This is a genomic window from Streptomyces viridiviolaceus, assembly GCF_014650995.1.
GTDB lineage: Bacteria > Actinomycetota > Actinomycetes > Streptomycetales > Streptomycetaceae > Streptomyces > Streptomyces viridiviolaceus.
The window spans coordinates 39824-62488 of record NZ_BMWA01000037.1 but is presented as its reverse complement, the minus strand read 5'-3'; the positions used below and the strand labels follow the sequence as shown (position 1 = coordinate 62488).

Genomic DNA, 22665 nt, shown 5'->3' with positions numbered 1-22665 from the left:
CCGAGCACCGGAGAGTACCGGAAGCGTTCCCGCCGCCATCCGTACTCCCGCCCTTCCGACCGAAACCGGGGGAGAACCATGCACTCCAAGTGCGCCAGAAACAAGACCGGACGCCTAATCCTGGTCACCATGTCCGTCGCCCTCACCGGCGCCGCACTCACGGCCTGTAACGGCAAGACCACAGTGGAGGAGTCGCAGTACGAGGTCGACGAGAAGGTGACGTCCCTACGCATCAGGACGAACGGCGGGAACGTCGAAGTGGTTGCCGCGAGCAGCTCCGGCGTCAGCGTCACCGAGAGGGTCGAGTACGCGGACGAGAAGCCGCGCACCGAACACTCCGTGCGCAAGGGCGAGCTCTCACTGAGCGCTACCGGCTGCGCCCGGAGCGACGCGAGCGAGTACAGTGTCGACTACACCGTGGCGGTCCCGCGCGGCGCCATCGTGTCCGTGGAGACGGGCGGCGGCGACATCTCCGTACGCGGACTGTCCGGGGTCATGGAGGCGGATACCGGCGGTGGCAACGTCCGGATCAGACAGTCCGCCATGAAGAAGCTCTCCGCACACACGGGCGGCGGCAACCTCGACACCTCCTTCACCGCGGCACCTGGCCAGGTCGAGGCCGAGTCGGAGGGCGGCAACATCACGGTGCGGCTGCCCGAAGGCACTTACGCGGTGGATGCCAGGACCGACGGCGGCGACCGTGAGGTTGGCATCGCCAGCGATCCGTCCTCCGCGCACAAGGTCAAGGCGTACTCAGGTGGCGGAAACATCACCGTCGGCACCGCCGACTGACGACCGCATGGCAATCGGCCGGCGTCCAACCGGTGCAGCGGCATCTGCCGGACACCGCCGTCGAGGAGGGCCGGGACCTGTCCTCGACGACGGCATCCTGGCCGACACCGCCTACCGTCTGCTGACCGCCAAACGGCCCGGCCTCACTTCAGGTGTCGGTCCAAGAACCGGCACCCGTCCTCCAATTCGAACCACGGCGTGCCGGTGTGCCCTCCCGGATTGGCGTGCAGCGTCTTCTCCTTGCTGCCGAAGGCGTCGAACAGGTCCAGGGCCCGTTGCCGGGGGTTCCCTTCGTCGTCCCACTGCAGCAGGAACAGCAGCGGGATGGTGACCTGCCGGGCCTCTTCGCGCTGGGCGCTGGGCACGTACCCCCCGGCGAAGAAGCCTGCGGCCGCTATGCGCGGCTCGACCACCGCCAGCCGAATGCCGAGGGCGGTCCACCCCCCGGAGTACCCGACCGGGCCGTCGATCCCGGGCAGCTCGAGGAGGGCGTCCAGAGTGGTCTGCCATTCCGGGACCGCGTTTTCGACCAGCGGGCCGATGAAGGATTCCAGGATCTCGTCGACCGGCTCGCCGGCCTGCATCGCCCGCCGGAGGTCGGCACGGGCCTACACTGACGGACACTTCCTCGCCGCCGACGGCTTGAGCGAGTACGACTTCCAGGGTGGCGCTCGTGCCGACCAAGGGATGTACGTACCAGCCATTTGGCGCTTCGTCGTCGGTGCCCTGAACGCTGGCTTCGGTGGTCTCCCAGTCCGTTTCATCCAAGGCGCATCCGGCGTAGCGGGGCAACCATCGCGTCCCAACTGGCCGCGAAACCGGGTGAGCCCAGTGGCGCCACCAGCTACCACCTGCGTCAGCTCGCCGCGCACGGCTTCGTCGAAACGACCCGGCCTAGCCGTGCTTGATGCAGGTGAGGAAGAAGTCCCGGACGTCCTCGGCGAGGAGCTCCGGAACCTCCATCGCGGCGAAGTGACCACCTCGGTCGAACTCCGACCAGTGCCTGATGTCGTACAGCCGCTCGGCGAGGGGGCGCACCGACTGCGTGATGTCGTGCGGGAACACCGCCACCCCCACCGGCACCGGGCACGGCTCGATCCGCCGGGGCGTCTCGCGGTGCAGCCGCGCCGAGGAAGCCGCGGTGGCCGTCAGCCAGTACAGCGAGATGTCGGTGAGCATCCGGTCGTCGCTGATCGTCGAGCGGGGGTCGGTCCACTGTGCGAAGCGCTCGGCGATCCAGGCCAGCTGACCCACCGGCGAGTCGGTCAGCGCGTAGCCGATGGTCTGTGGGGTGGTGGCCTGCAGGGCCTGGTACGGCGGGCGATTCGCCATGAGCTGCCGGACCTTGTCGAGCCGGGCTTCATCCGTTTCGGACAGTTGGATGCCGGCAGCCGGGTCCGGGCGGGTCGGCAGGTAGTTGACGTGGACCCCGACGACCTGCTCGGAGGCCACCGCACCGAGCGCCAGGGAGATGCCCGAGCCGAAGTCGCCGCCCTGCGCGCCGTAGCGCTCGTACCCGAGGCGGCGCATGAGCTCGGCCCAGGCCCGCGCGATGTGGACGATGTCCCAGCCGCGCTGATGGGTCGGTCCCGAGAAGCCGTAACCCGGGATGGACGGAATCACCAGGTGGAAGTCCTGTGCCAGCGGCTCGATCACGTCGAGGAACTCCAGGAACGAACCGGGCCAGCCATGGGTGAGGATCAGCGCGAGCGCGTCCGGCTTGGCGGACCGGACGTGGACGAAGTGGATGTTCTGGCCGTCGATCTCGGTGGTGAAATGCGGAAGCTCGTTGAGCTCGGTCTCCTGCGCACGCCAGTCGTAGCCAGTGCGCCAGTACTCGGCCAGCTCCTTCAGACGCGCCAGCGGGAAGCCGTAGTCCCATCCCGCGTCTGTGACCTCGTTGGGCCAACGGGTACGGAGGAGACGGTCGGTCAGGTCATCGAGGTCGGCCTGGGGGATGTCGATGCGGAACGGCTCGATCACGGTCTTCACTCCCGGATTCGTTCAGAGCCCAAACGTTCGTGACACTAACGAAGGTAGACTGTTAATGCCACTAACACAAGAGGCTGGAGAATCCCCCATGAGCTCGACGCCCGAACCCACCCCGGCCCGGCTGCGCGCCATTCCCAGCCGCCTGCTCGCCGGCGCCGCAATCGTCGCCGACCGGCTCGTCGGCGAACGGCTGGCTGCCGAAGGCGCTCACAAGTGGCACTTCGCCGTGCTGGTCGCGCTCGCCGAAGCCGGCGCGGCCAGCCAGGCCGAACTCAGCCGCCGTACCGGCATCTACCGCAGCGACATGGTCGCCGTCCTCAACGAGCTCGCCGACGGCGGATGCATCCGCCGCGAACCCGACCCAGCCGACCGCCGCCGCAACGTCATCACCCTCAACCCCACCGGGCGCCGCCGCCTGGAGCGCCTCGACGCACTCATCGCCGACGCACAGCGCGAACTCCTCGCCCCCCTCACCCCCGGCCAGCAGGACTCACTCGTCCGCCTGCTCACCGTCCTGACCGAGCACCACCGCCCTCCGCACCCGCGCCCGCACGACGCGCGATAGCCCTGCCTGCGCCATCCCGAGCCCCGTCCCCACCGTCGACGGCTGCCCCGGGCAGTTCTCGCACGTACCGCCCGCCCCCCGCCCCCCCGGCCCTTCGACCTCACGCCCCCGCGCCGGGTTGCGGCACCGGCTTCCCCGGCGGCGTGAAGGCGGCGAGCACCGTTGCGGTGATGTGGTCGGCGGCGCGATCGGAGGTGAGACGGCCGGCCCGGATCTCGTCGGCGGCACTGTGCATGACCGAGTGCAGGACATTGACCAGCCAGGAGATCGGCAGGTCCGTACGGAAGACGTGCTCGGCGCGGCCGCGGGCGACCAGACTCTCGACGCGGGCGGCGGGGCCGCTGTGCAGCTCACGGATGCGCCCGGCAGGCAGCTCCCTCTGGGCGGCGACGAGCAGAGCACGCGCCTGGTCCACCAGGTGCCAGCTCACCTCGACGTAGCGCGCCAGCGCGACCAGCGGATCCCCTGTCAGATCGACCGCGTCCAACGCCTCGTTGCCCCGGTCGATGGCTCGGCTCATCGCCGCATCGACGACCTCCGCCCGGGAGGCGAAATGCGCGTACAACGTCACCCGGCCGACCCCCGCGGCGCGCGCGATCTCACTGAGGCTCGCCTCCGGGTTGCGCCCCAGGCACTCGGCCGCGGCCTGAACGATCGCGTCGATGCTCCGCAGGGCGTCGGCGCGTTTGGCGGTGCTCTTGCTGCCCATGCCCTCACCCTAGCCGACCAACCCGAACAGTGCTGTTTGTGTTACGGCTGCAGCTGGCCTAACCTGAACACACCTGTACGACTTGTTGATTGAGGGGTGGGCATCGTGAGCGGCACAGAAACCACAAGCACACACGTATTGGGCGCGCCGTACCCGCGGCGCTGGCCGGTCCTCGGCCTCCTCGGACTGGCCCAGCTGATGCTGATCCTGGACATCACCGTGGTCGCGATCGCGCTTCCCGACATGGGTGCCGAACTCGAGCTGGACCGTGCCGCCCTGACGTGGGTGGTCAGCGGCTACGCCCTCACCTTCGGCAGCCTGATGCTGCTCGGCGGCCGGGCCGCGGACCTGTTCGGCGCCAAACGGATCGTCCTGGCCGGACTCGCCCTGTTCACCGCCGCATCCCTCGCCGCCGGACTCGCCACCGGCGCACCCCTGCTGCTGACGGCCCGGATCGCCCAGGGGGCGGGCGCGGCGATGCTCTCCCCCGCCGCTCTGTCCGTCGTGGTACGGCTGTTCGACGGCGACGAGCGCAATCGGGCACTGGGCATCTGGTCGGCGCTCGGCGGCGGGGGCGCCGCGCTCGGCGTGCTGCTGGGCGGGCTGATCACGGCCGGACCGGGCTGGGCCTGGGTGTTCTTCATCAACGTCCCCGTCGGCCTGGTCGTCCTCGTCGTCCTCGCCCGGATCCTGCCCACCCTGCCCCGTGTGGCCGCCGGCTCCCTCGACGTGCCCGGTGCCGCCCTGGTCGCCGCGGCGACCGGTGCCCTCATCTACGCGTTGGTCCGCGCCGGGGACCACGGCTGGTTCAACGCCCTTTCCCTGTCCCTGCTCGCCTTCGCCGCCGCCGCGTACGCCGGCTTCGCCGCCTGGCAACGTCGGGCGTCCGCACCCCTGATGAACCTCCGCCTGCTCGGGAGGCGCCCGGTCGTGGCGGGCATCTTCGTGATCGCCGTGGCCACGGCTCTGATGGTGGGTGTCTTCTTCCTCGGTTCCTTCTACCTCCAGAACCACCAAGGCCACGGTGCCCTGACGACCGGCCTGCTGTTCCTGCCGGTGGCGCTGCTGACCATGGCAGCCGCGACCGCCGCCGGCCGCGTGATCGGCTTCATCGGGGCCCGGTCCCTGGCTGTGGCGGCCCTGCTCGTCGCGGCCGCCGGATTCATCGTGCCGGTCATCTGGTCCGGTACCACCGCCATGGTCACCGGCGTGAGCATCGCCGCGGCCGGACTGGGTGCCCTGTTCGTCGTCGCCTCGGCCACCGCGCTCGGCAGCGTCGCCCCTCACGAAGCCGGCGTGACCTCCGGAATCGTCAGCACCTTCCACGAGTTCGGCGCCTCGGCCGGTGCCGCAGCCGTCTCCAGCGCCGCGGCCGCCGGCATCACCGCCCACACCGGTGCCACGGTGTCCGGCTTCGACGACGCGTTCCTCGTCGCGACGGGCGTGGCCGCGGTCTCCGCCGTCGTCGCCATGTGGCTGATCCCGTCCACGCACGAGTAAGCCGGCCAGCGGGTGCGGGCCCGGCAGTGCCTCCGAGCCGCCGCGCTGACGAGAGCCGGAAGCCGACCGCGACGCCGTCATGATCGACGATCCCGCACTGGACGTCTCACCAGACACCATGCGCGAGCTCGTCAGCCCAGGCGGGCCGCCCGCGCGGACGGCCCGTCAGAGGCCGGCGAGGAGGTCGTCCAGCGGGGTCGGCACCTGGTCGGGGGCGAGGGCTTCGACCAGGAGGCGGCCGTAGCGGATCTTGCGGCCCTTCTTCGTGCCGATGAAGCGCCGCAACTGCTGGTGCCGGGGCCGGCCGCGTTGGGCGGGCTGCCGCGTGAAGGTCTGCCAGGCGCGCAGCTCGTCCTCGGCCTGGACGATCTGCTCGACCCGCGCCGGACCCAGCGCACGGATGAGCTCGTCCTCCAGGTCCGCGTTGCAGACGAAGACGCCGGGGCGCGGTGCCCGGGCCGAGTTGAGGCCCCTGTCGAAGAAGGGCTTCTCGCGCTCGTCGCACAGGCCGATCAGGCGCAGGCCGAGACCGGACGGCCCGAGAAGCGTTGCGTAGCGGCCGACGCTCATCGCCCCGCCCATCGACACCACGCACACCCCCTCGGCGGCCAGGTCACGGCCCCGCCCCGCGGCCAGCGCCTCGACGGCCGCGAGATCGCTCAGCCCTTCCAGCAGAACTGCCGTGTGCACCCCCAATTGCTCCGCCAGCTCCCTCGCCGGCCCACCCGAGCCACTGCCCGCCCAGCCTGTGACCTCGTCCCGGAACATGCGCATGTCGGCCATGCCGGGCAGTCTGCTACGTCCACCGACGGCAGCGCATGCGAAATTCGTATTGCGTGAACGCGCCGGCTCCGGCGGCTGGACGGCAGGTGCGTCCCGGCCGGTGTCGGTGCGGTGGGCAGTGCGCGGCGTCACCGATCCGATCGTCCGGGCCGCGCCGGCGGCGTTCGCCGGTCAGGCGTCCTTGATCGTCACGGTGACGGGCGTGCCGGTCTCGACCGTGCGGCTGACCGTGCAGAGACGATCGTGAGATGTCTTCACCGCGCGGGGAAGAATCGCGCGGGCGCGTTCCGCGCCCTCACCGTCCGGGAAGGCGACGCTGAAGGCGACCGTGAGGTTCGTCATGCGGTTGCCCAGTTCGTCGCTGATCTTGTCGCCCCTCACCGAGAGCGAGAACTCGGCGGGCTCGACGTGGCGGCTGACGGCGACGTCGACGTCCGCGGCCGTGCAGCCACCGATCGCGGCGAGCAACAGCTCGACGGGGGTGAATTCGGTGCTCCGACCGTCGTCGGAGGCGGTACCGAAGTGGATCGTTCCGCCGCGGGCATTGGTGGCGACGAAGTGGCCGGTACTGGTTCGCTCGACGACCACGGAACGCTTGGAGTCTTCGCTCATGCGTCGACAGTAGTGCCACGGACCGACGTGATCACGGTCGCAGTGGCACTCGTGCCGGTGTTTCGCCGCGCCTCGGCCGCGCCGCCCGGCGGATGTGTCGCGGATGTCCCTGTGCAGGCCCGGCGGGCCCTTGCCCGGTTCCGCGGTGGCGAGCGACGGCGCCGTGCATCCGGGCTGACCCCCTGAGTGCGCTGCTCATCCGGGCTGACCCAACGTACGCCCGGGTGGTGCCGGCAGCACAGCCCGCCACCGGCACCACCCGGCCCGTGCGCTCCGCGGGTTACGGCAGTCGCACGAACGGCGAGAGGAAGGCGCGCGCTCCCGGAGTGTCCAGCCGGTACGTGACATTGGTGGCGTAGCACGGGCTGTCGCCGGTGATGGTCGTCGCCGCGAGGATGCGCTTGCCGCCGATGACGGCGAAGTTGGGTCCGCCCGAGTCGCCGTAACAGGCGCCGCCGTTGCCCTGCGGTGCGGTCATGGCGAGGCGCACCCAGGCGTCGTTGAGGGCGTCGAAGGTCACCGGTGCCTTCATCCGGACACCGCCACCCGGGTGGGTGTGGCCGCCCGGACCGTTCACGGCCTCCTGGGTGCCGTATCCGGCGACGACCCAGTCGATGGAGTTGAGCTTCTGCGGTCCGAGCGCCCCGAGCTGGTCGGCGGTCGGCAGGGCGGCCGGGGTGAAGGACCAGCGTGACCTCATCTGCGCGGCGGGGAGTTCGACGACGGAAATGTCGTGCGTGTCGGCGGCGGGGCCCGGGTAGCCGGGGTGGCTGTGGGCCGTGCCCTGGACGGCGACGGCTTTCGCCTGGGCCGCGGGGTCACCCGGGTATTTCCTCGCGGCGGCGTCCAGTCCGGCCTGGACGTCCTGGTCGAGAGAGACGTGGAACCGTACGTTGTCCGGCCAGTCCGTGGTGCAGTGAGCAGCCGTCAGGAATGTGTCCGCGTCGACCATCGTGCCGGAGCAGACCCAGTCGACGCGGTCCGGGGTGGCCGGATCGCCGTCGTCGTCCCAGGTGGCCACGAGGGCGCCGACCTCGGTGCGTTCGGGGGCGGGGGTCGCGTTGTAGGAGTTGATCGCGGACGAGGGCGACGCAATGGCGAGCACGGTGGCGCAGGCGGCCGCGGTCACGGCGGTGGCGCGTATGGCGGTCAAGAAGAACCCCTTCGCTGGGTTTGGATCGGGCGTTCCTCCTGTGGGGGGTGGGTGCATTGAAGCGCCTGTGATCGTCTGCGGCAAGACCACGAACCGGGAACCGGCGTGGCCGGCTGTACGCAGGCGGGCATGGGCGCCCGGAGGTCGGCGCGGCTCGGCCCGGCCCGGCCCCGTACGTGGTCCATCTCGATCCGGCGGTGTCGGTAACGGTGACGCATCGCAAGGACGAGGTAATGGCACGAACCGATCAGCCGGCGGTGACCGCGACCGCGAGGCCGAAACCGATCAGTGCGACGCCGGTGGTCCGTCCGAGAGCGCGGCGGACCCGCGGCCTGTCGAGTACCGGCCCCGCCTTGGACAGCAGGAGCACATAGCTGCTCAGCCAGCCGAGGGTGAGGGCGGCATGGAGGAGGACGAGAAGTGTCATGGCCCAGGCAGCCGGCATTCCGGCCGGGGCCAGGGTGGGCAGGAGGCCGGTGTAGAAGACCGCGATCTTCGGATTGAGCACGTTGCCGATCAGGCCGGTCCGCCACGGGTTCCCGGCGGGGAACCGGGCGTCGGTGTCGGTCACCGCGGAGGCCGCCTCGCGGTTGTGCCGCAGCGCCTGTACGCCCAGGAAGACCAGGTAGGTCGCGCCCAGAAGCTTGACGACCAGGTACGCCACGGGCGAGGCGGCCAGCACGGCCGCGAGCCCGGCCACGGTCAGCACGCCCCAGACCAGCAGCCCGCTCGCGATGCCGGCCACCGTCCACAGGCCGTCCCGGGGCCCGCCCGCGACGGCGCGCCGGGTCACCACCGCCATGTCCGGGCCGGGGACGATGGTCAGCAGGCCGAGCACACCGAGTGCGGCGACGAAGTGGGTCAGCACGCTGCCGCCCCCCTTCCGGTCGAACTGGTGGGCAACGGACGTGGTGCCGGGCTGCGTTCGTCGGCGCCCACGCCGGTGAGCGCCGCGCGCGGACCGGCGAGCGCCGCGGCACCGCGGGGCCCCGAGGAGACGCCGAGAAGCCGCCGGGCACGGGCATCGGGGTACAGCAGCCACGGCAGAGTACGGGGGGCTGAAGCGCTGGCAGACACATGATGAGGGTCCACTGCATCCGTACGACCGGTCCAGCGAATGTTTCCGACCTATACTCATCGGAAAAGCCGACGATTCAGGCATCGGTCCGCGAGGGCGAGGAGAGCGGGCTTTCCATGTTCGATCTGCACCGGCTGCGCCTGCTCCGAGAACTCAAGCACCGCGGCACCCTGGCGGCCGTCGCTGCCGCTCTCTCCTACGCCCCCTCATCCGTTTCCCAGCAGCTCTCCCAGCTGGAGGCCGAGGTCGGCGTCCCGCTCCTCGAGCCGGTCGGGCGGCGGGTACGGCTGACCGAGCAGGCCGAGATCCTCGTCGCCCACACCGAAGCGGTCCTCGAACGCCTGGAACGCGCGGAAGCGGACATCACCGCCTCCCTGACCGACCTGACCGGCACACTGCGCATCGCCTCGTTCCAGACAGCCGCCCTCGCCCTCGTTCCGACCGCGCTCGGCCTGCTGCGCAACCAGCACCCGCAACTGCGCGTCCACGTCAGGCACATGGAACCGGAAAGGGCCCTGCCCGCTCTCCAAGCCCGCGACTTCGACCTCGTCCTCGCCGAGGAATACCCCGGCAACCCCAACCCGCGGCCCACCGAACTCGAACAGGAGGACCTGTTCGACGACCCCCTGCATCTCGCCCTGCCGAAGTCGGCCGGCGCATCGCACGCCGACGGCCCGACGGCGGCACTGCGCTCACTCGCCGACCACCCCTGGGTGATGGAACCCGAAGGCACACCCGCCCGGCACTGGGCCATGGCCCTGTGCCGCAACGCCGGCTTCGAACCCGACGTACGGTTCGAGACCACCGACCTCCTGCTGCACCAGCGCCTCGTCGAGCAGGAACACGCCGTGGCCTTTCTCCCCGACCTCGTCTGGAGCGGACAGCCCCCGACCGTCACCCTGAGGCAACTCCCCCGCGGTCAGCGCACGCGCCGTATCTTCACCGTCGTGCGCCGAGGCCGCAGTCGGCACCCCGCCGTCCTCGCATGCCGCGACGCCCTCCGCCGCGCGGTCACCTAGATCGGTGAAGTGACGGTGGAAGGTTGTATACGGGACACCGAGATGGTTCCGCTCGCGGGCCTTCGGGCCGACACCGGTCCGGTCGGCCAACGCGGGGCCTGGTCGTCGGGAACGTCCGGGGAGGCGAAGTGGAATGGTACCCCGAGGAAGTCGGCTGGGCCACGGCCCGCCTCTGCGGCAGCGGTGCCCGGCGGTGGCCCGTCAGGTCGGTGGTGGACGGTCGCCAGGTGGCCGTCCCCGGCGGGGTCGTCCAGGACGGCGACCAGCACCACGAACCACAACTGAGTGATGCACCTTGGCTGTTCGCGTTGTTGGCGACTGCCTGGGCTGTGGCTCATGCCGGAGCCGGAAGGTCCATCAGCGCGAGCTTGGCCGGGTCGACCACGGCCGTGATGTCGGTGATCCGGCCGTCGACGACGTGGAACGCGAGGACCGACAGCGGAGCGCCGTCCTCGCACCAGGAGATGACTCCCGGCAGGCCGTTGACGAGCGCCGCCCGCCCCAGTGTGGCTGCGCCGGCGGCCAGCTGCGCGCCGCCGGCGACCTTGGTGGCACCGAGAGTCACGACCACGCCGGCGGGGGTCTCGACGGTCAGTTTCACCTCGGGGTCGAGCACCCGCAACAACTCCTGGAAGTCGCCGCGGCGAGCCGCCGCCAGGAAAGCTTGGACCACCTCGTGCTGCTTCCGTTCGACGCCTGCCGGCCGCTCGGTCGCCCGCACCTTCCTGCGGGCGCGGCTGGCGAGCATCTTGGCGGCAGCGGTGGACCTGCCGAGGATCTTGCCGATCTCGTCGAACGGCACCGCGAACAGGTCGTGCAGCACGAACGCCAACCGCTCGCCAGGCCCGAGCGAGTCGAGGACGACCAGGAGCGCGAGCCCCACGGAGTCGGCGAGCACCGCGTCGTCCTCGGGAGCGGAACCGTCGTCGAGCAACACCACGAGCTCGGGCAGGCGGTCGTCGTACGACGCCTCGAGCCGGGCGCGGCGCGATCTCAGGGCGTCCAGGCTGATCCGGCCCACCACCGTGGTCAGCCAGCCGGCGAGGTTGTCGATGGTCGCCGTGTCCTGGCGGGAGAGCCGCAGCCAGGCCTCCTGGACCACGTCCTCGGCATCGGCGTGCGATCCGAGCATGCGGTAGGCGACCGCGAGCAGGCGGCCGCGCTGCGACTCGAACGCCTCGCCCATCAGGTCCGTGGGGCTGGTGTCGGACATGTCGTTACCTTCCTCCGCTTCGCTCCGTCATGGGTGATGACGGGCCCGGACGGGCGCAGGTAACCGATGAAGGAGCAGGACCGATGGAAGCACGCATCAAGAGCGCGATGAACCCCGACCTGATCACCGCGATCCAGCACCTCCACAAGGTGATTGCCGCCGGAGGCGTCGACCAGCGCCTGCTGTCGCTGGTCCACCTGCGAGCCAGCCAGATCAACGGCTGCAGCCCGTGCGTCCACGCCTCGATCGCATCGGCGAAGAAGGCCGGGGAGACCGAGGAGCGGCTGCACAACGCGGTCGCGTGGCGCGAGACACCCTTCTTCACCGATGCGGAGCGGGCGGCACTCGCGCTGACCGAGGCCGCCACCCGGATCCAGGACGGCGCGCCGGGCGTGACCGACGAAATTTGGGACGCCGCCGTCGACCACTTCACCGAGTCCCAATCGGGCGCGATCGTCCTGGAAATCGCGATGACCAACTTCTTCAACCGGATCAATCGCACGGTCCGGGAACAGGCCGGTAAGACCTGGTGAGATGGGCGGGCGTCGTTCCACGAGGTCACTGCTCTCCGGCCGAAGGCTGTCGGGCCAGGAACTCTTCGAACGCCGCTGCCTGCTTCGGGTCCATGAAACCCTGGCGCGCTCGGGTGGCTCGACCCTCGAGCCACGCCGCCTCGTCGGCGGTCAGCTGCACGGCCACCACTGTCCCACCCCGGGCGAAGCTGACGCGTCTGCCATCGGCGCGCACGTACCGGGTATAGGGCCCGTGCTCCTGCGGGCGGGCCAACGGCTCGATCCGAAGCCGGCCGACATCCCACGACGTCTCGCTCGCGTCGTCCTCTTCCGGACCCTGCTGTATCGGTGCGGGTGTCGGGTGGTCGGCGCGGGCCCAGTGCTCCAACTCGGCCACCACCCCCGCCGGGAACAGCACGCTCACCGGCACGTCCGCGTCGGTGAGCACGACGCGTTCGCCGGTGGACTCGACCAACGAGACGAGACGCTCGTAATCGATCGGATCCGGTGCGTACCGACGCTCGACGACGATCTTCACATCATCCATGGAGCAGGACGCTATATGCCCAAGGAACCAACTCACAGTCGGTATCTGCTGTACTGGCGTCCCCGCGGCCGGAAGACTGCCGGCCATGGAGTTCTTCTGCTACCACCGCGATCGGCCCGACTCGCTGGCGCTGCGCATGGAGATGGGCGAACAGCACTGGTCCTACATGGATCGATACGCGTCGGAGATGATCGCCCGAGGACCCACCTTCTCGGGGGCCGACGGGGTGCCCACTGGCAGCGTGCATATTGTCGATCTGGCCGACCCTGCTGCTGCCCGCGCCTTCGTCTTCGACGAGCCGGGCTATCAGGCCGGCGTGTACCGGGACGTACTGCTTCGGCGATGGCACAACATGCTGGGGCGCACGATGTGGGACTTCCCCGGAGGGCGAACTGGTGGCGATCGATTCCTGGTGCTCGGCCTGGGCTCGGGGAAGGCCACTGACGACACGGTGCCGGACGACCGGGACGAACTGATCGCGTACGGGCCTCTGCTGTCCGACGACGGAAGCAGGTGGCTGGGTACGGCGGCGCTGGTCCGGGCGCCGGACCCGAAGGCGGCACGCGCTGTGCTGACCTCGGACCGGTACGCGGACATCGAGGTCCACAGCTGGCAGTTCGGCGGACGGCCGTCATGACCCTCGCGTGGTGCCGCCAAGGGCGGGAAGCCGACCTGAAGGCGTGACCCGAGGTGGTGGCTTTTCTCAGCAGGTCAGCCGCGTACTGGACTGCTCCGCTACGAGACCACTGTTGTGTCCGTGCGGGCGTCGTAAGCGGCGCGGGCGTCGTCGATCCGGGCGAGGTGCGCGACGCTCCATTCGAGCAGGGGCGCGGTGGCCTCGCGCAGGGTGATGCCCATTTCGGTGAGCTCGTAGCTGACATGGGGCGGCATCACTTCGTGGACGGTGCGTGTCAGGATCCCGTCACGCTCCAGGCTGCGCAGCGTCACGGTGAGCATGCGCTGGCTGATTCCGTCGATGGCCCTTTTGAGCTCGGTGAAACGGCGCGGTCCGTTCCTGAGATTTCGCACGACCAGCAGCGACCACTTGTCCCCGACGATGTCGAGCACCACCCGGGTCCGGCATGCGTCGCCGGGCCGCTCCGTCGGCCGCGGATCGCCGTGTGCCGCGTCCATGGTTACCTCCAGAGAACCGGGGCACCGAAAAGTGCCTTATTGCCTGTAGCGCGTTACTTGCACAAGCATGCTCTTGGTACTCAAACAGTACCGGGGCACGAATGGTAACCGTCGGACCGCGAACCGACGGTGGTGACCGGCCATGCTCTTCTGCCTCTACGAAGGGAGATTGATCTGCTGATGCCCACATTTCTTCTGGTACACGGAGCCTGGCATAGCGGACGGTGCTGGGAGCGGGTGGTGCCGCTGCTGGAGGCTGCCGGACACCGGGTGTTCGCGCCGTCTCTGACCGGCTATGGCGACAAGGCTCACCTGCTCGGTCCGGAGGTCGGGCTCGATACGCACGTCGACGACGTGGTCGGACTGATCACCGAGGAGGACCTCGGCGACGTCGTACTCGTCGGCCACAGCTATGCGGGGCTGGTGATCTCCTCCGCGGCCAATCGGATACCGGAACGCATCGCGCACCTGGTCTACCTCGACGCGATGGTCCCGGAGGACGGCGAGTCCGCGGTCGACGTCCAACCCGTGACACGGCAACTGATCGAGCTCGCCGAGAAGTCCGAGAGCGGCTGGCGCGTGCCGCCGATGCCCGAGCAGCCCGCGCCCTTCGGCCTCTTCGGCGTCACAGACCCGGCGGATGTCGCCTGGCTGCGCGGGATGCTGTCGGACCAGCCGGTGCGCTGTCTGCAGCAGCCAGCGCGGCTGGACAACCCAGCGGTGAACGCGATCCCTCGCACGCACATCCACAATGTCGGCGCCATGCCGGCGGGCGTCACCCGTCGCCCCGTTCCCCCGATCCAGCCCAACGGCGCTGCCGCGCAGGTCCGGGAGCTGCCGACAGGCCACGACTGCATGATCACCATGCCGGCCGAACTCAGTGAACTGCTTCTCGAGCTCGCCTAGCGAGCTTGTGCACCACCGATAGGTCATGCTCCGCGCGCAGCTGGTTCCCCTGGAGCGGGAAATGTTCGCCATGTGACCCGGGTGCTCTGAGTGAGTACTGCGCCGGCCGGACGGGCGGTGCTGCGACCGATGAGATCGGCGCCGCGGTCCGGTCGAATCCAACGACGGCAGAAACCGGCGCGGAGGGAACTGCGACCATGAAACTGACGACGATCACGCACGTCTCCGTCGACGGCGTCATGCAGGGACTCGGCGGGGCCGATGAGGACCGCAGGGGCGGGTTCGAGCGTGGCGGATGGGCCCTGCCGCTGTTCGACGGCGAGGCCGCGACGTTCGTGAACCAGATCTACCAGCGCGCGGACGCCTTCCTGTTCGGCCGGCGGACGTACGAGATCTTCGCCGGCTACTGGGGAGTGATGACAGATCCGGACAACCCCGTCGCAGCGGCGTTGAACGCGCGGCCCAAGTACGTGGCATCCAGCACGCTCACCGACCCGCGATGGGCGGGCACGACCGTCCTCTGCGGAGACGCCGCGGCGGCCATCGGCGAACTGAAAGCCAAGGCGCCAGGTGAGCTGCAGGTGCACGGCAGCGGCCGGCTGGTCCGCCGGCTGCTCGACAACCATCTGGTCGACGAGATCACCTTGCTCACCTATCCCGTGGTCGTCGGCCAGGGCACACGGCTGTTCCCCGACACCGGCCCGGACACGGCCCTTGAGCTGGTCGAGTCGCGGTCCACTCCGAAGGGGGTGACGATCCAGGTCTACCGGCCCACCGGGCGCCCGCAGTACGCGACGGCCACACCGGACTGAAGACGAGGCCGCGAAGTGCGGGCGGTTTCGGGCCGTGCTGTCGGCCGGCGGGTCAGCCGGGTTCGTCGAACATGGCCAGCAGCGCCTGCTCGTCCATCTCTGACTCAGGCTGCTCCGGCTGCGGAATCTGTTCGGCCCACACCGTCTTGCCCTGCGGCATGTAGCGGGCGCCCCAGCTCTTGGTGAACTGTGCCACCAGGAACAGACCGCGCCCGCCCTCCTCGGTCGTGGCCGCCCGTCGGATGCGCGGAGAGGTGTTACTGCGGTCGGACACCTCGCAGATCAATGAGCCGTCGCGCAGCAACCGCAGGCCCACCGGCCCCTGGCCGCCGTACCGCACGGCGTTGGTGACCAGCTCGCTGACCACGAGCCCGGTACTGAAGTCCAGCTCCGACATGCCCCAGGCGGCGAGCTGGGCACGGGTCAGCGCCCTGGCGCGCGCCACGATCGAGGAGTCGGCCGGAAACTCCCAGGACGCCACCCTGTTCTCGGGCAGCGCGTGCACACGGGCCAGCAGGAGAGCCACGTCGTCGTGCGGGCCGCCGGGCGGGAGGGTGCCCGCGACCCGGTCGCAGATGTGCTCCAGGGCCGGATCGGCGTGCTTCAGCGAGGCAAGCAGTTGCCCGGTGCGCGCCTCGATGTCCCCGTAGCCGCGGCTCTCCTTGAGCAGGCCGTCGGTGTACATCATCAGCAGGCTGTCCGCGGGCAGGTCGACGCCGGCGGACTCGTACGGCTGGATCCCGCCGAGCCCGAGCGGTGGACCGGCCGGCAGGTCGATCAGCCGCGCCTCGCCGCCCGGCGTCAGCAGGGCGGGCGGCGGATGACCGGCTCGTGCGGCCGTGCAGCGGCAGGACACCGGGTCGTACACCGCGTACAGGCAGGTCGCCCCGGTCGCCGGGTCCTGTTCGTCGGCCGATTCGTCGGGGGCGCGGCTGACCAGGTCGTCCAGGTGGGCCAGCACCTCCTCGGGCAGCAGGTCCAGCCCGGCCAGCGTCCGCACAGCCGTACGCAGCCGGCCCATGGTCGCTGCCGCCTGCAGACCGTATCCGGGCACGTCCCCGACGACCAGCGCCACCCGCATCCCGGACAGTGGGATCGCGTCGAACCAGTCCCCGCCCACACCTGCTCTGGCGTCCGCGGGCAGGTAGCGGGAGGCGAGGTCGACGGTGCTCAGCCGGGGCAGGTCGTGCGGCAGCAGGCTGCGCTGCAGGGTGAGCGAGGCGTGGTGTTCCCGGCGGTAGCGGCGGGCGTTGTCCACGCTGATCGCGGCGCGGGCCGCCAGTTCGCCCGCCAGCGCCAGGTCGTCCTGCTCGTACGGCCTGGTCCTACCGCGGCGGTAGAAGCCTGCCAGGCCCAGGACGGAGCCCCGCGCGGACAGCGGAGCACCCAGGTAGGAGTGCTCGCCCTCGCCGAGCAGGTCGACGGGGTGCCCCCGGCCGGCCGGGGGCACCGCCAGGGCGGCCGTCAGCACGGAGTCCGTGACCGGCTGCCCGGTCTCCAGACACCGGGCCTGGGGTGTGCCGGCGGGGTAGCCGGCCGGCTCGTCCACGCCACCGGTCGGGGTGCCGCGGGAGTCGTCGCCCGCCCAGGCGGCCACCCGGCGCAGTGCCGCGTCGGGGCCCAGCCGTCCGGGCGGTGGCTCCTCGCCCGCCAGGACGCTCTCCAGCAGATCGACGACGACCAGGTCGGCGAAGCGCGGCACGGCGATCTCCGCCAGTTCCTCGGCGGTCCGCCACATGTCCAGGGTGGTGCCGAGCCTGATGCCTGCCTCATTCAGCAGGGACAGCCGCCCGCGCGCCTCCGCGGCCAGCCGGCCGACGCCCGGCTCTCCCACCAGCAGCAGCCACGCGTCGGCCGGTCCGGCGGCGGGTGGTTCCGTCGGCGCCTCGGGCGCGTTCGCCTCCGCCTTCACGGTGGGACGGTTCAGGAGAGGCACATGGCGACCGTCGGGGGCGGTCGCGGTGGCCGGGCCCGGTGTCCCCGTGCCGCGGGTGTGCTCGAAGCTGACCTCGACTGCCGCACCCTCCGCATCGCCGTGGTGCAGTTCCCGGCGGCGCAGCACGGCCACGCGACTGCCCGCGAGCGGCACCTCGGCGAATGTCTCACCCGTCGAGGAGATCAGCTCGACGGCACGCTCCAGCAGCATCAGCCGCTCCTGCGGGTCCAGCCTGGGCGTCGGTCCACTGAGCCGGGACAGCTCTCCCGAACCGAGGTCCAGCTCGCCGTGCCCGCCGCGCTCCCTGGCCCGGCGGAAGGAGCGCATCAGCTCGAGCTCGCGGGCCGTGCTCAGCTCCAGCAGGCGTTCCCCGATGTCTTCGGTGGCGTCCTGCAAGGCCAGCGCCATTCCGGGGTCGGCCAGCACTCGGGGCACGGAGAGGTTGACCGCGCCCCGCACGGTGCCGCCCACCGGGTCGCGCACCGGCGCGGCCATGCAGGTCAGCTCCTTGAGGTCGTGCAGGAAGTGTTCGTGGCCGACGACCACGAACGGTGCCCTGGTGCTCAGCACCATGCTGACGCTGCTGGTGCCCATGAACCGCTCATCGACGTTGGCGCCGGGCACCAGGGATGCGGCGTCCATCAGCTTCAGCCCCGCCGGGGCGCCCCACCGGTCCACGATGTTCGCCCGTGAGTCGACGAGCGCCACGGTCACCGGCACGCCCGAGAACCGTTCGTACAAGCGCTCCAGCACCGGCGCGGCGGCCCGGATCAGCCGGGAGTCCGGATCCAGGTCGCCCTCGATCGGCAGGGCCGCCCCCTCGGGGTCGATGCCCAGCGACTGCGAGCGCTGCCAGGAGGCGCGGATCTCCGGACGTACTTCGGCGACCGGCGGCGTCCGATCGCCGTGGCCGCTGCCCGGAGAAGTTGGATACGGCTCCACAGAATCAGGATAAACGGGCATATAGGACATTCACGGGTGGGAGGCGCCCGCGACGCCGAGCAGTCATGGTCCGGCTCGGCCGGTCCTGCCGACGTGGCCGTATCGGGGCAGCGCGCTCCACGGGCCGGGTGAGGAGAGGCCCTGGCCCGGGGGGCGCTTCGCCGCCATGGGGCGGTCTGGCTTGCGTGCCGCCGGATTCGACGTCTGCCCGGCATGGGGTAGAACTCCGGCGGCCTGATCGGCGAGGTGGCCGCGCCTGCCGGCCCCTGCGCGCCATGGCGTGCCCGGGGCCGCGCCTGCCGGCCCCTGCGCGCCATGGCGTGCCCGCCTCTGCCCGGAGGCGATCGTGATGCGTTTACGCAGCTGAGCCAGGCAGTGTCGGCGGATCAGGGATGACGTCGTTCGGGAAGACCGTGCTCCGCCGCCCGGACGATCTCGGCGCGCAGCTCGGCGCAGTCGGCCATCTCGCGCGCGTACAGATCGGGGTTCAGGCCGGCGAGCGGGGCGAGGCTCTTCTCGGAAGCCGCCACCTCGCGCAGTGCCTCGTCGAAGGCGCCGGTCCAGGGGAGGGTGTCCGCGAGATTGTAGTGGCAGGTCGCGACGGCGAGCGCGTACTGGTCGGGCTCGGCGTGCGGCTCCACCTCGCGCATCAGCTCCAGTGCCTCGTACAGGTGGGGCAGGGCCTCGCGCTGATGGCCCATCCGGGAGAGCGCATGGGCGTACTGGGCGAGGGTGTTGGCCAGGGCGGACCGGTCGGTGGGCAGGCCGCACACGTCGAGGATCACCTGCCGGAGGGCGACCGCCTGGCCGAACAGGTTTTCCGCGTGGCCCATCTGCCCGGCCTCCAGGCATTCCCGGGCCTGGACCTCGAGCTGAGCCGCCACGCGGTCGCCGTGCTGCTCGGGGTCGCGGCGGACCAGAAGACGGCGGACGAACATCACCCGGCGGATCGTGGAGCGCGCCGACCGGCGCCGACCGAGGGCGAAGTAGAGGTCGACGGCGACGGACAGCAGCGCGGCGTACTCTCCCAGGTGGTCGCCCGGAAGGTTCTTGATGTCGCGGTCATAGTTGCGGACGGCCCGGTCGACTAGTCGTTTCGCCCTGCGCAGGTCCCCCGGGTGGTCGGGGTTCCTCAGGGCCAGGTCGATCAGGTTCTCGGCGAGCATGAGCTGGGCCTGGGCCTCCACCTTGGGCCGGGAGATCTTGCGGCGGACGAGTTCGGAGCCGACCTTCAGGCACTCCTCGGCGGCCTCCCTCGCCTCGTCGAGGCGGCGCAGCTCCGTCAGGACGGACCCGTGCTGGAGGAGGGAGCTCCAGAACAGCTCGTTCGGCGCGCCCTCGTCCGCCGCGAGGCTCCGTCGGATGGCGAGACCGCGGCGGATCGGTTCCAGCGCCTCTTCGGGTCTGTCCATGGAGACGAGCGTCCCACCGATGTTGTTGAGGACGACGGCAAGGGAGGCCGCGGCCACGGGGGTGGCCAGGCTCTCCGGCCGGTCGACGACGGCGAGCGCGTCACGCAGGACGGCGAGCGCCTCCTCGAATCGGCCCAGCAGGCGCAGGCGGTTGGCACGGCCGACGAGGCTGCCCACGGCGTCGTGGCCGACGGCGTCGGGCCGCTGGTCGGCCATCTGCCGCAGGGTCTGCGCGGTTGACTCGGACAGGGTCTCGGCGGCGGCACGGAACTCACCTCTGCGATTGAGAGTGTGCGCGAGCTCGGCCTCGGCGTCCGCGAGACGTTCGAGTACGACGGGATCGCCGCCGTCGGCAAGGGAGTCGAGGAGGGTGACGCGCTGCTCCTGGAGGGCGCGCGCGGCATCGTCGTCACCGCGGCCGACGAGGACACGGGCACGCTCGCCGAGGACCTCGGCCTCGGCGGGGGTCTGGTCGGCCGGAGCCAGTGTGTCGACCAGGCCGGTGGCCAGGTCCAGCGCGGCCAGGGCCGCATCGAACTCGGCGGTCCAGCGGTGCGAGCGGGCCATGGTGAGCAGCGCGGCGAACCGTGCGGCGGGGGTGGCTTCGGCCTCGCCGGAGTCGTACAGCCGCAGCGCCTCGTCACATCGGCGTACGGCCGTCCAGTGGTCCCCGGCGGCCTGCCGCCACCCCGCCTCGTGCACGAGCGCGGCAGCCCGCTGGGCCGGCGGAAGCTCCCGCGCGGCCGTGGCGGCGGTACGCGTGGCCCAGCCGGCGAGCACCCGACTACGCCCCGCACCCAGCCGGTCGAGCAGCTCCAGCAGCAGCTCGGGGTCGGTGTCGGGTGCGTCGGTGAGGCGATGCAGGGCGTCGAGGAGGGGCTCGGGGGACTCGGTGAGGGTGGCGGCCTCCATGAGGCTGCCGGCGAGGGCCGGTTCACGGGCGAGGGCTTCGTCCAGGGCGCGGGCGACGGGGTCCCAGTGGCGGGGGAGTTCGGACACACGGGAGAGGGTGACGAGGGCGGCGAGGAGGGTGAGGGCGGCGGAGGGGGGCTGCGAGGTCTCGGCCGGTGTCGGCTGTTCGGCGCGGGTGGGCGGCGAACCCGGACTCCCCGCCGACGTCGGCTGTTCGGCGCGGACGGCCGCCGACACGGTACGGTGCTCAGGGCTCGGCGGGGCCGCTCGCGACTCGGGGTTCCCGGCAGGCGTCGGCGCCTCGACGCGGGACCGCCCCGGCGCCGTGCCCGCCCCCGCCAACGTCAGCAAGGGCAGCGTCACCAGGTCCGTGTCCGCCCGCGTCCGGTCCCCCACGTGGTACTCCCCCAGGCGGTCGGGCTGGAGGGCACCCCAGCAGCTGTCGCCCGGGGCGGGGTACATCTCGGCGAGCCAGGCCGCGCCCTGGTCCACGGTCGGGGCGTCCGCCGTGCGGAAGCCGGGTGAGGAGCGCAACAGCGGGGCGGCCAGGGCCGGTTCGGCGCCCGCGGTGAGGACTGCGGTGCCGACCGCGTCGGCCAGGGGTACGGGGCCCGCCTCCGCCAGTCGGGGACGGCCGGCGGCGCTGTCCTCCCAGTACGCGCGCTCGTGCAGGAGGAGTTGCTCCTCGACGCGCAGACCGGTGTCGTCCGGACGGGTCGCGGGGTGTGTGGCGAGGAGGTCGGTGAGCGCGGTCATGTGCAGGGTGAGGGCGGAGCCGTACTCGGGGGCGCTCACATCGCGTGGGGCGACGAGGGCGACGCGTCCCGTCCAGTCACCGGTGGCGTCCCTGAGCGCCCGGGGCAGTGCCTCGGGGAGGCGCCGGGCGAGGTCCGTGAGGGCGTCGCGGTAGTGCGCGTCGCGGTCCGGTAACTCCGTCAGCGGAGGCAGTTCGTGGTGCAGGGCGTCGTAGGTCAGGTTTCTCGTCTCACGCGTGCGGGTCCTGAGCTGGTCCCACCAGCCGCCCGTGGTGTCGCCCTTCGCCCGTGCGGTGAGCAGCAGCCGTACCGGAGGACGGCCATCTGGCCGTCGGTCCAGCACGGTGAGCAGGGCGGTCAGCTGGGCGATCCGCAGCTCGGCGTAGTCGGCGACCAGGATCAGCGGCCGGTCCACCTCGGCGAGCACGCCGAGGTCCTCGGCCGGCCCGCGCTCGTCCAGCCAACCGCAGACCCAGCCGTGCCGGTCGCGCAGCCGCGTGCACAGTTCCCGGGCGAGCCGGGATTTGCCAGCACCGCCGGGCCCGGTGAGGACGGCGAGCTGTACGCCGTCACCGTCGCACCAGTCGCCGATCAGCTCCCCTAGCAGGTGCTCGCGGCCGTGGAAGCGGACCACCTCGGCGCGCTGGTCCAGCAGCGTCGCCGGGGAGCGGACCCGCCAGTTCGCGGCGGGCGTGACAAGGCGCTGAAGGTCGACCGGCTCCCACACGGGCGCGGCGGCGGTGTGCCGGGTGACCAGGTCCGTGAACGCCGGGTCGGCCAGCAGCGCGTACACGGGTACGGCCTCCCATCGCGGCAGCCCCCAGCCGCTGACGTCGGTCACGACGACGCCGGTCAGCAGCCCTCGGCTGAAGAGGGCCGCGCCGGACTGGCCGCTCCACGGGGAGGGCGCGCGTCGGGCGGGGTCGGCGGGAGGCGCGCTGACGAGTTCCACGGTGTAGCGGTGGGACAGGGCGCCGGTGCCGGGGGCGAGGGTGGCACGCGGCTGCTGAAGGTCGAGGCCGCCGCCGGTCCGGCGCCCGGCCTGGGGGTAGCCGGCGACGTCGCAGGGCTGGTGCCGGGCGGTGACGAGCCGTCCCCAGCGGACCGGGGCGACCCGCTCGTGGACGTCTGTCTCGGCGAGGAGCAGGGCCGCGTCGACGTGAGCGGCGCCGCGCCAGACGACGGTGCAGGGTACGGCGCGGCCGCCCGGCACCTGTACGTCGCAGCCGGCCCGCCCTTCCAGCACGTGTCGGGCCGTCAAGACGAGTCTGCTGCCCAGTAGATAGCCGGTTCCGTTGCCGCCGTACTGCTGCTCCGCACCCGGCAGCAGGACCGCGACGATACGGCTCAGTTCCATCCGTGCCCCCGTTCACCGTCGTAC

Annotated in this window: 19 protein-coding genes and 2 pseudogenes; 9 read left to right on the top strand and 12 right to left on the bottom strand. The window is 71.3% G+C overall.

Translation table 11 applies throughout. The features are described 5' to 3' along the window. Positions 1–129 precede the first annotated feature (129 nt). Positions 130–792, top strand: coding sequence for a DUF4097 family beta strand repeat-containing protein (locus IE260_RS36640; RefSeq protein ID WP_189879971.1), 663 nt, complete (start codon positions 130–132; stop codon positions 790–792). A 143-nt stretch (positions 793–935) separates the two neighbouring features. Here the strand turns inward: IE260_RS36640 and IE260_RS36635 are convergent. Then, positions 936–1400 (bottom strand): annotated as a pseudogene (locus IE260_RS36635) (dienelactone hydrolase family protein); the annotation flags it as partial. Positions 1401–1496: 96 nt separating this feature from the next. On the opposite strand from IE260_RS36635, the pseudogene IE260_RS43260 reads away from it, so the two are divergent. Further along, a pseudogene (locus IE260_RS43260) lies at positions 1497–1676 on the top strand (transcriptional regulator); the annotation flags it as partial. A gap of 10 nt (positions 1677–1686) precedes the next feature. Here the strand turns inward: IE260_RS43260 and IE260_RS36625 are convergent. After that, positions 1687–2775, bottom strand: a complete 1089-nt coding sequence (locus IE260_RS36625) for an epoxide hydrolase family protein (protein WP_189879969.1) — start codon at positions 2773–2775, stop codon at positions 1687–1689. Positions 2776–2872: 97 nt separating this feature from the next. Here IE260_RS36625 and IE260_RS36620 point away from each other — a divergent pair, with 97 nt between their 5' ends. Continuing rightward, positions 2873–3349, top strand: a complete 477-nt coding sequence (locus IE260_RS36620) for a MarR family winged helix-turn-helix transcriptional regulator (protein WP_229881672.1) — start codon at positions 2873–2875, stop codon at positions 3347–3349. A 100-nt stretch (positions 3350–3449) separates the two neighbouring features. Here the strand turns inward: IE260_RS36620 and IE260_RS36615 are convergent, their stop codons facing one another. Next, positions 3450–4058 carry a TetR/AcrR family transcriptional regulator gene (locus tag IE260_RS36615; RefSeq protein WP_189879965.1) on the bottom strand — a complete coding sequence of 203 codons (609 nt, stop codon included), beginning with the start codon at positions 4056–4058 and terminating at the stop codon, positions 3450–3452. A 105-nt stretch (positions 4059–4163) separates the two neighbouring features. On the opposite strand from IE260_RS36615, the gene IE260_RS36610 reads away from it, so the two are divergent. Then, positions 4164–5558, top strand: coding sequence for an MFS transporter (locus tag IE260_RS36610; RefSeq protein ID WP_268255002.1), 1395 nt, complete (start codon positions 4164–4166; stop codon positions 5556–5558). A gap of 165 nt (positions 5559–5723) precedes the next feature. Here IE260_RS36610 and IE260_RS36605 read toward each other — a convergent pair whose 3' ends face one another. The 4 genes from IE260_RS36605 to IE260_RS36590 all read right to left on the bottom strand — a co-directional run bounded on the left by IE260_RS36605 (position 5724) and on the right by IE260_RS36590 (position 8974). Next, a complete protein-coding gene (locus IE260_RS36605; RefSeq protein ID WP_189879963.1) occupies positions 5724–6341 on the bottom strand; it encodes a TOPRIM nucleotidyl transferase/hydrolase domain-containing protein in 618 nt (205 codons plus the stop codon). A gap of 171 nt (positions 6342–6512) precedes the next feature. After that, the gene (locus tag IE260_RS36600; RefSeq protein ID WP_189879961.1) at positions 6513–6953 is read right to left on the bottom strand and encodes an OsmC family protein; all 441 of its coding nucleotides are present in this window, start codon (positions 6951–6953) and stop codon (positions 6513–6515) included. A 280-nt stretch (positions 6954–7233) separates the two neighbouring features. Further along, positions 7234–8106, bottom strand: coding sequence for a trypsin-like serine protease (locus tag IE260_RS36595; RefSeq protein ID WP_229881671.1), 873 nt, complete (start codon positions 8104–8106; stop codon positions 7234–7236). Between the two features lie 247 nt (positions 8107–8353). Continuing rightward, positions 8354–8974 (bottom strand): LysE family translocator, encoded by a 621-nt coding sequence (locus tag IE260_RS36590; protein ID WP_189879957.1) that lies wholly within the window; start codon positions 8972–8974, stop codon positions 8354–8356. A gap of 326 nt (positions 8975–9300) precedes the next feature. On the opposite strand from IE260_RS36590, the gene IE260_RS36585 reads away from it, so the two are divergent. Then, complete coding sequence (locus tag IE260_RS36585; protein ID WP_189879956.1) at positions 9301–10203, top strand: LysR family transcriptional regulator; 903 nt, start codon at positions 9301–9303, stop codon at positions 10201–10203. Between the two features lie 334 nt (positions 10204–10537). On the opposite strand, the gene IE260_RS36580 is transcribed toward IE260_RS36585, so the two are convergent. Continuing rightward, on the bottom strand, positions 10538–11416 hold the full coding sequence (locus tag IE260_RS36580; protein ID WP_189879954.1) for a sigma-70 family RNA polymerase sigma factor: 879 nt from the start codon (positions 11414–11416) through the stop codon (positions 10538–10540). Between the two features lie 83 nt (positions 11417–11499). Between IE260_RS36580 and IE260_RS36575 the strand changes: the two genes are divergently transcribed. Further along, entirely contained in the window at positions 11500–11949 is a 450-nt protein-coding gene (locus tag IE260_RS36575; RefSeq protein WP_189879952.1) for a carboxymuconolactone decarboxylase family protein, read from the top strand. 25 nt (positions 11950–11974) lie between these two features. Here IE260_RS36575 and IE260_RS36570 read toward each other — a convergent pair whose 3' ends face one another. After that, positions 11975–12475, bottom strand: a complete 501-nt coding sequence (locus tag IE260_RS36570) for a type II toxin-antitoxin system Phd/YefM family antitoxin (RefSeq protein WP_189879950.1) — start codon at positions 12473–12475, stop codon at positions 11975–11977. A gap of 85 nt (positions 12476–12560) precedes the next feature. Between IE260_RS36570 and IE260_RS36565 the strand changes: the two genes are divergently transcribed. Then, positions 12561–13112: a YciI family protein gene (locus tag IE260_RS36565; protein ID WP_189879947.1), complete on the top strand. Its 552-nt coding sequence runs from the start codon at positions 12561–12563 to the stop codon at positions 13110–13112. A gap of 98 nt (positions 13113–13210) precedes the next feature. On the opposite strand, the gene IE260_RS36560 is transcribed toward IE260_RS36565, so the two are convergent. Further along, positions 13211–13609: a winged helix-turn-helix transcriptional regulator gene (locus tag IE260_RS36560; protein ID WP_189879945.1), complete on the bottom strand. Its 399-nt coding sequence runs from the start codon at positions 13607–13609 to the stop codon at positions 13211–13213. A gap of 180 nt (positions 13610–13789) precedes the next feature. Here IE260_RS36560 and IE260_RS36555 point away from each other — a divergent pair, with 180 nt between their 5' ends. Together IE260_RS36555 and IE260_RS36550 are read left to right on the top strand one after the other, a co-directional pair. Beyond that, on the top strand, positions 13790–14515 hold the full coding sequence (locus IE260_RS36555; RefSeq protein ID WP_189880005.1) for an alpha/beta fold hydrolase: 726 nt from the start codon (positions 13790–13792) through the stop codon (positions 14513–14515). A 197-nt stretch (positions 14516–14712) separates the two neighbouring features. Continuing rightward, positions 14713–15327: a dihydrofolate reductase family protein gene (locus IE260_RS36550; protein ID WP_189879942.1), complete on the top strand. Its 615-nt coding sequence runs from the start codon at positions 14713–14715 to the stop codon at positions 15325–15327. Positions 15328–15379: 52 nt separating this feature from the next. Here the strand turns inward: IE260_RS36550 and IE260_RS36545 are convergent, their stop codons facing one another. Further along, positions 15380–18205, bottom strand: a complete 2826-nt coding sequence (locus IE260_RS36545; RefSeq protein WP_189879940.1) for a SpoIIE family protein phosphatase — start codon at positions 18203–18205, stop codon at positions 15380–15382. Positions 18206–18591: 386 nt separating this feature from the next. After that, the gene (locus tag IE260_RS36540; RefSeq protein ID WP_189879938.1) at positions 18592–22641 is read right to left on the bottom strand and encodes a tetratricopeptide repeat protein; all 4050 of its coding nucleotides are present in this window, start codon (positions 22639–22641) and stop codon (positions 18592–18594) included. Positions 22642–22665: the final 24 nt, after the last annotated feature.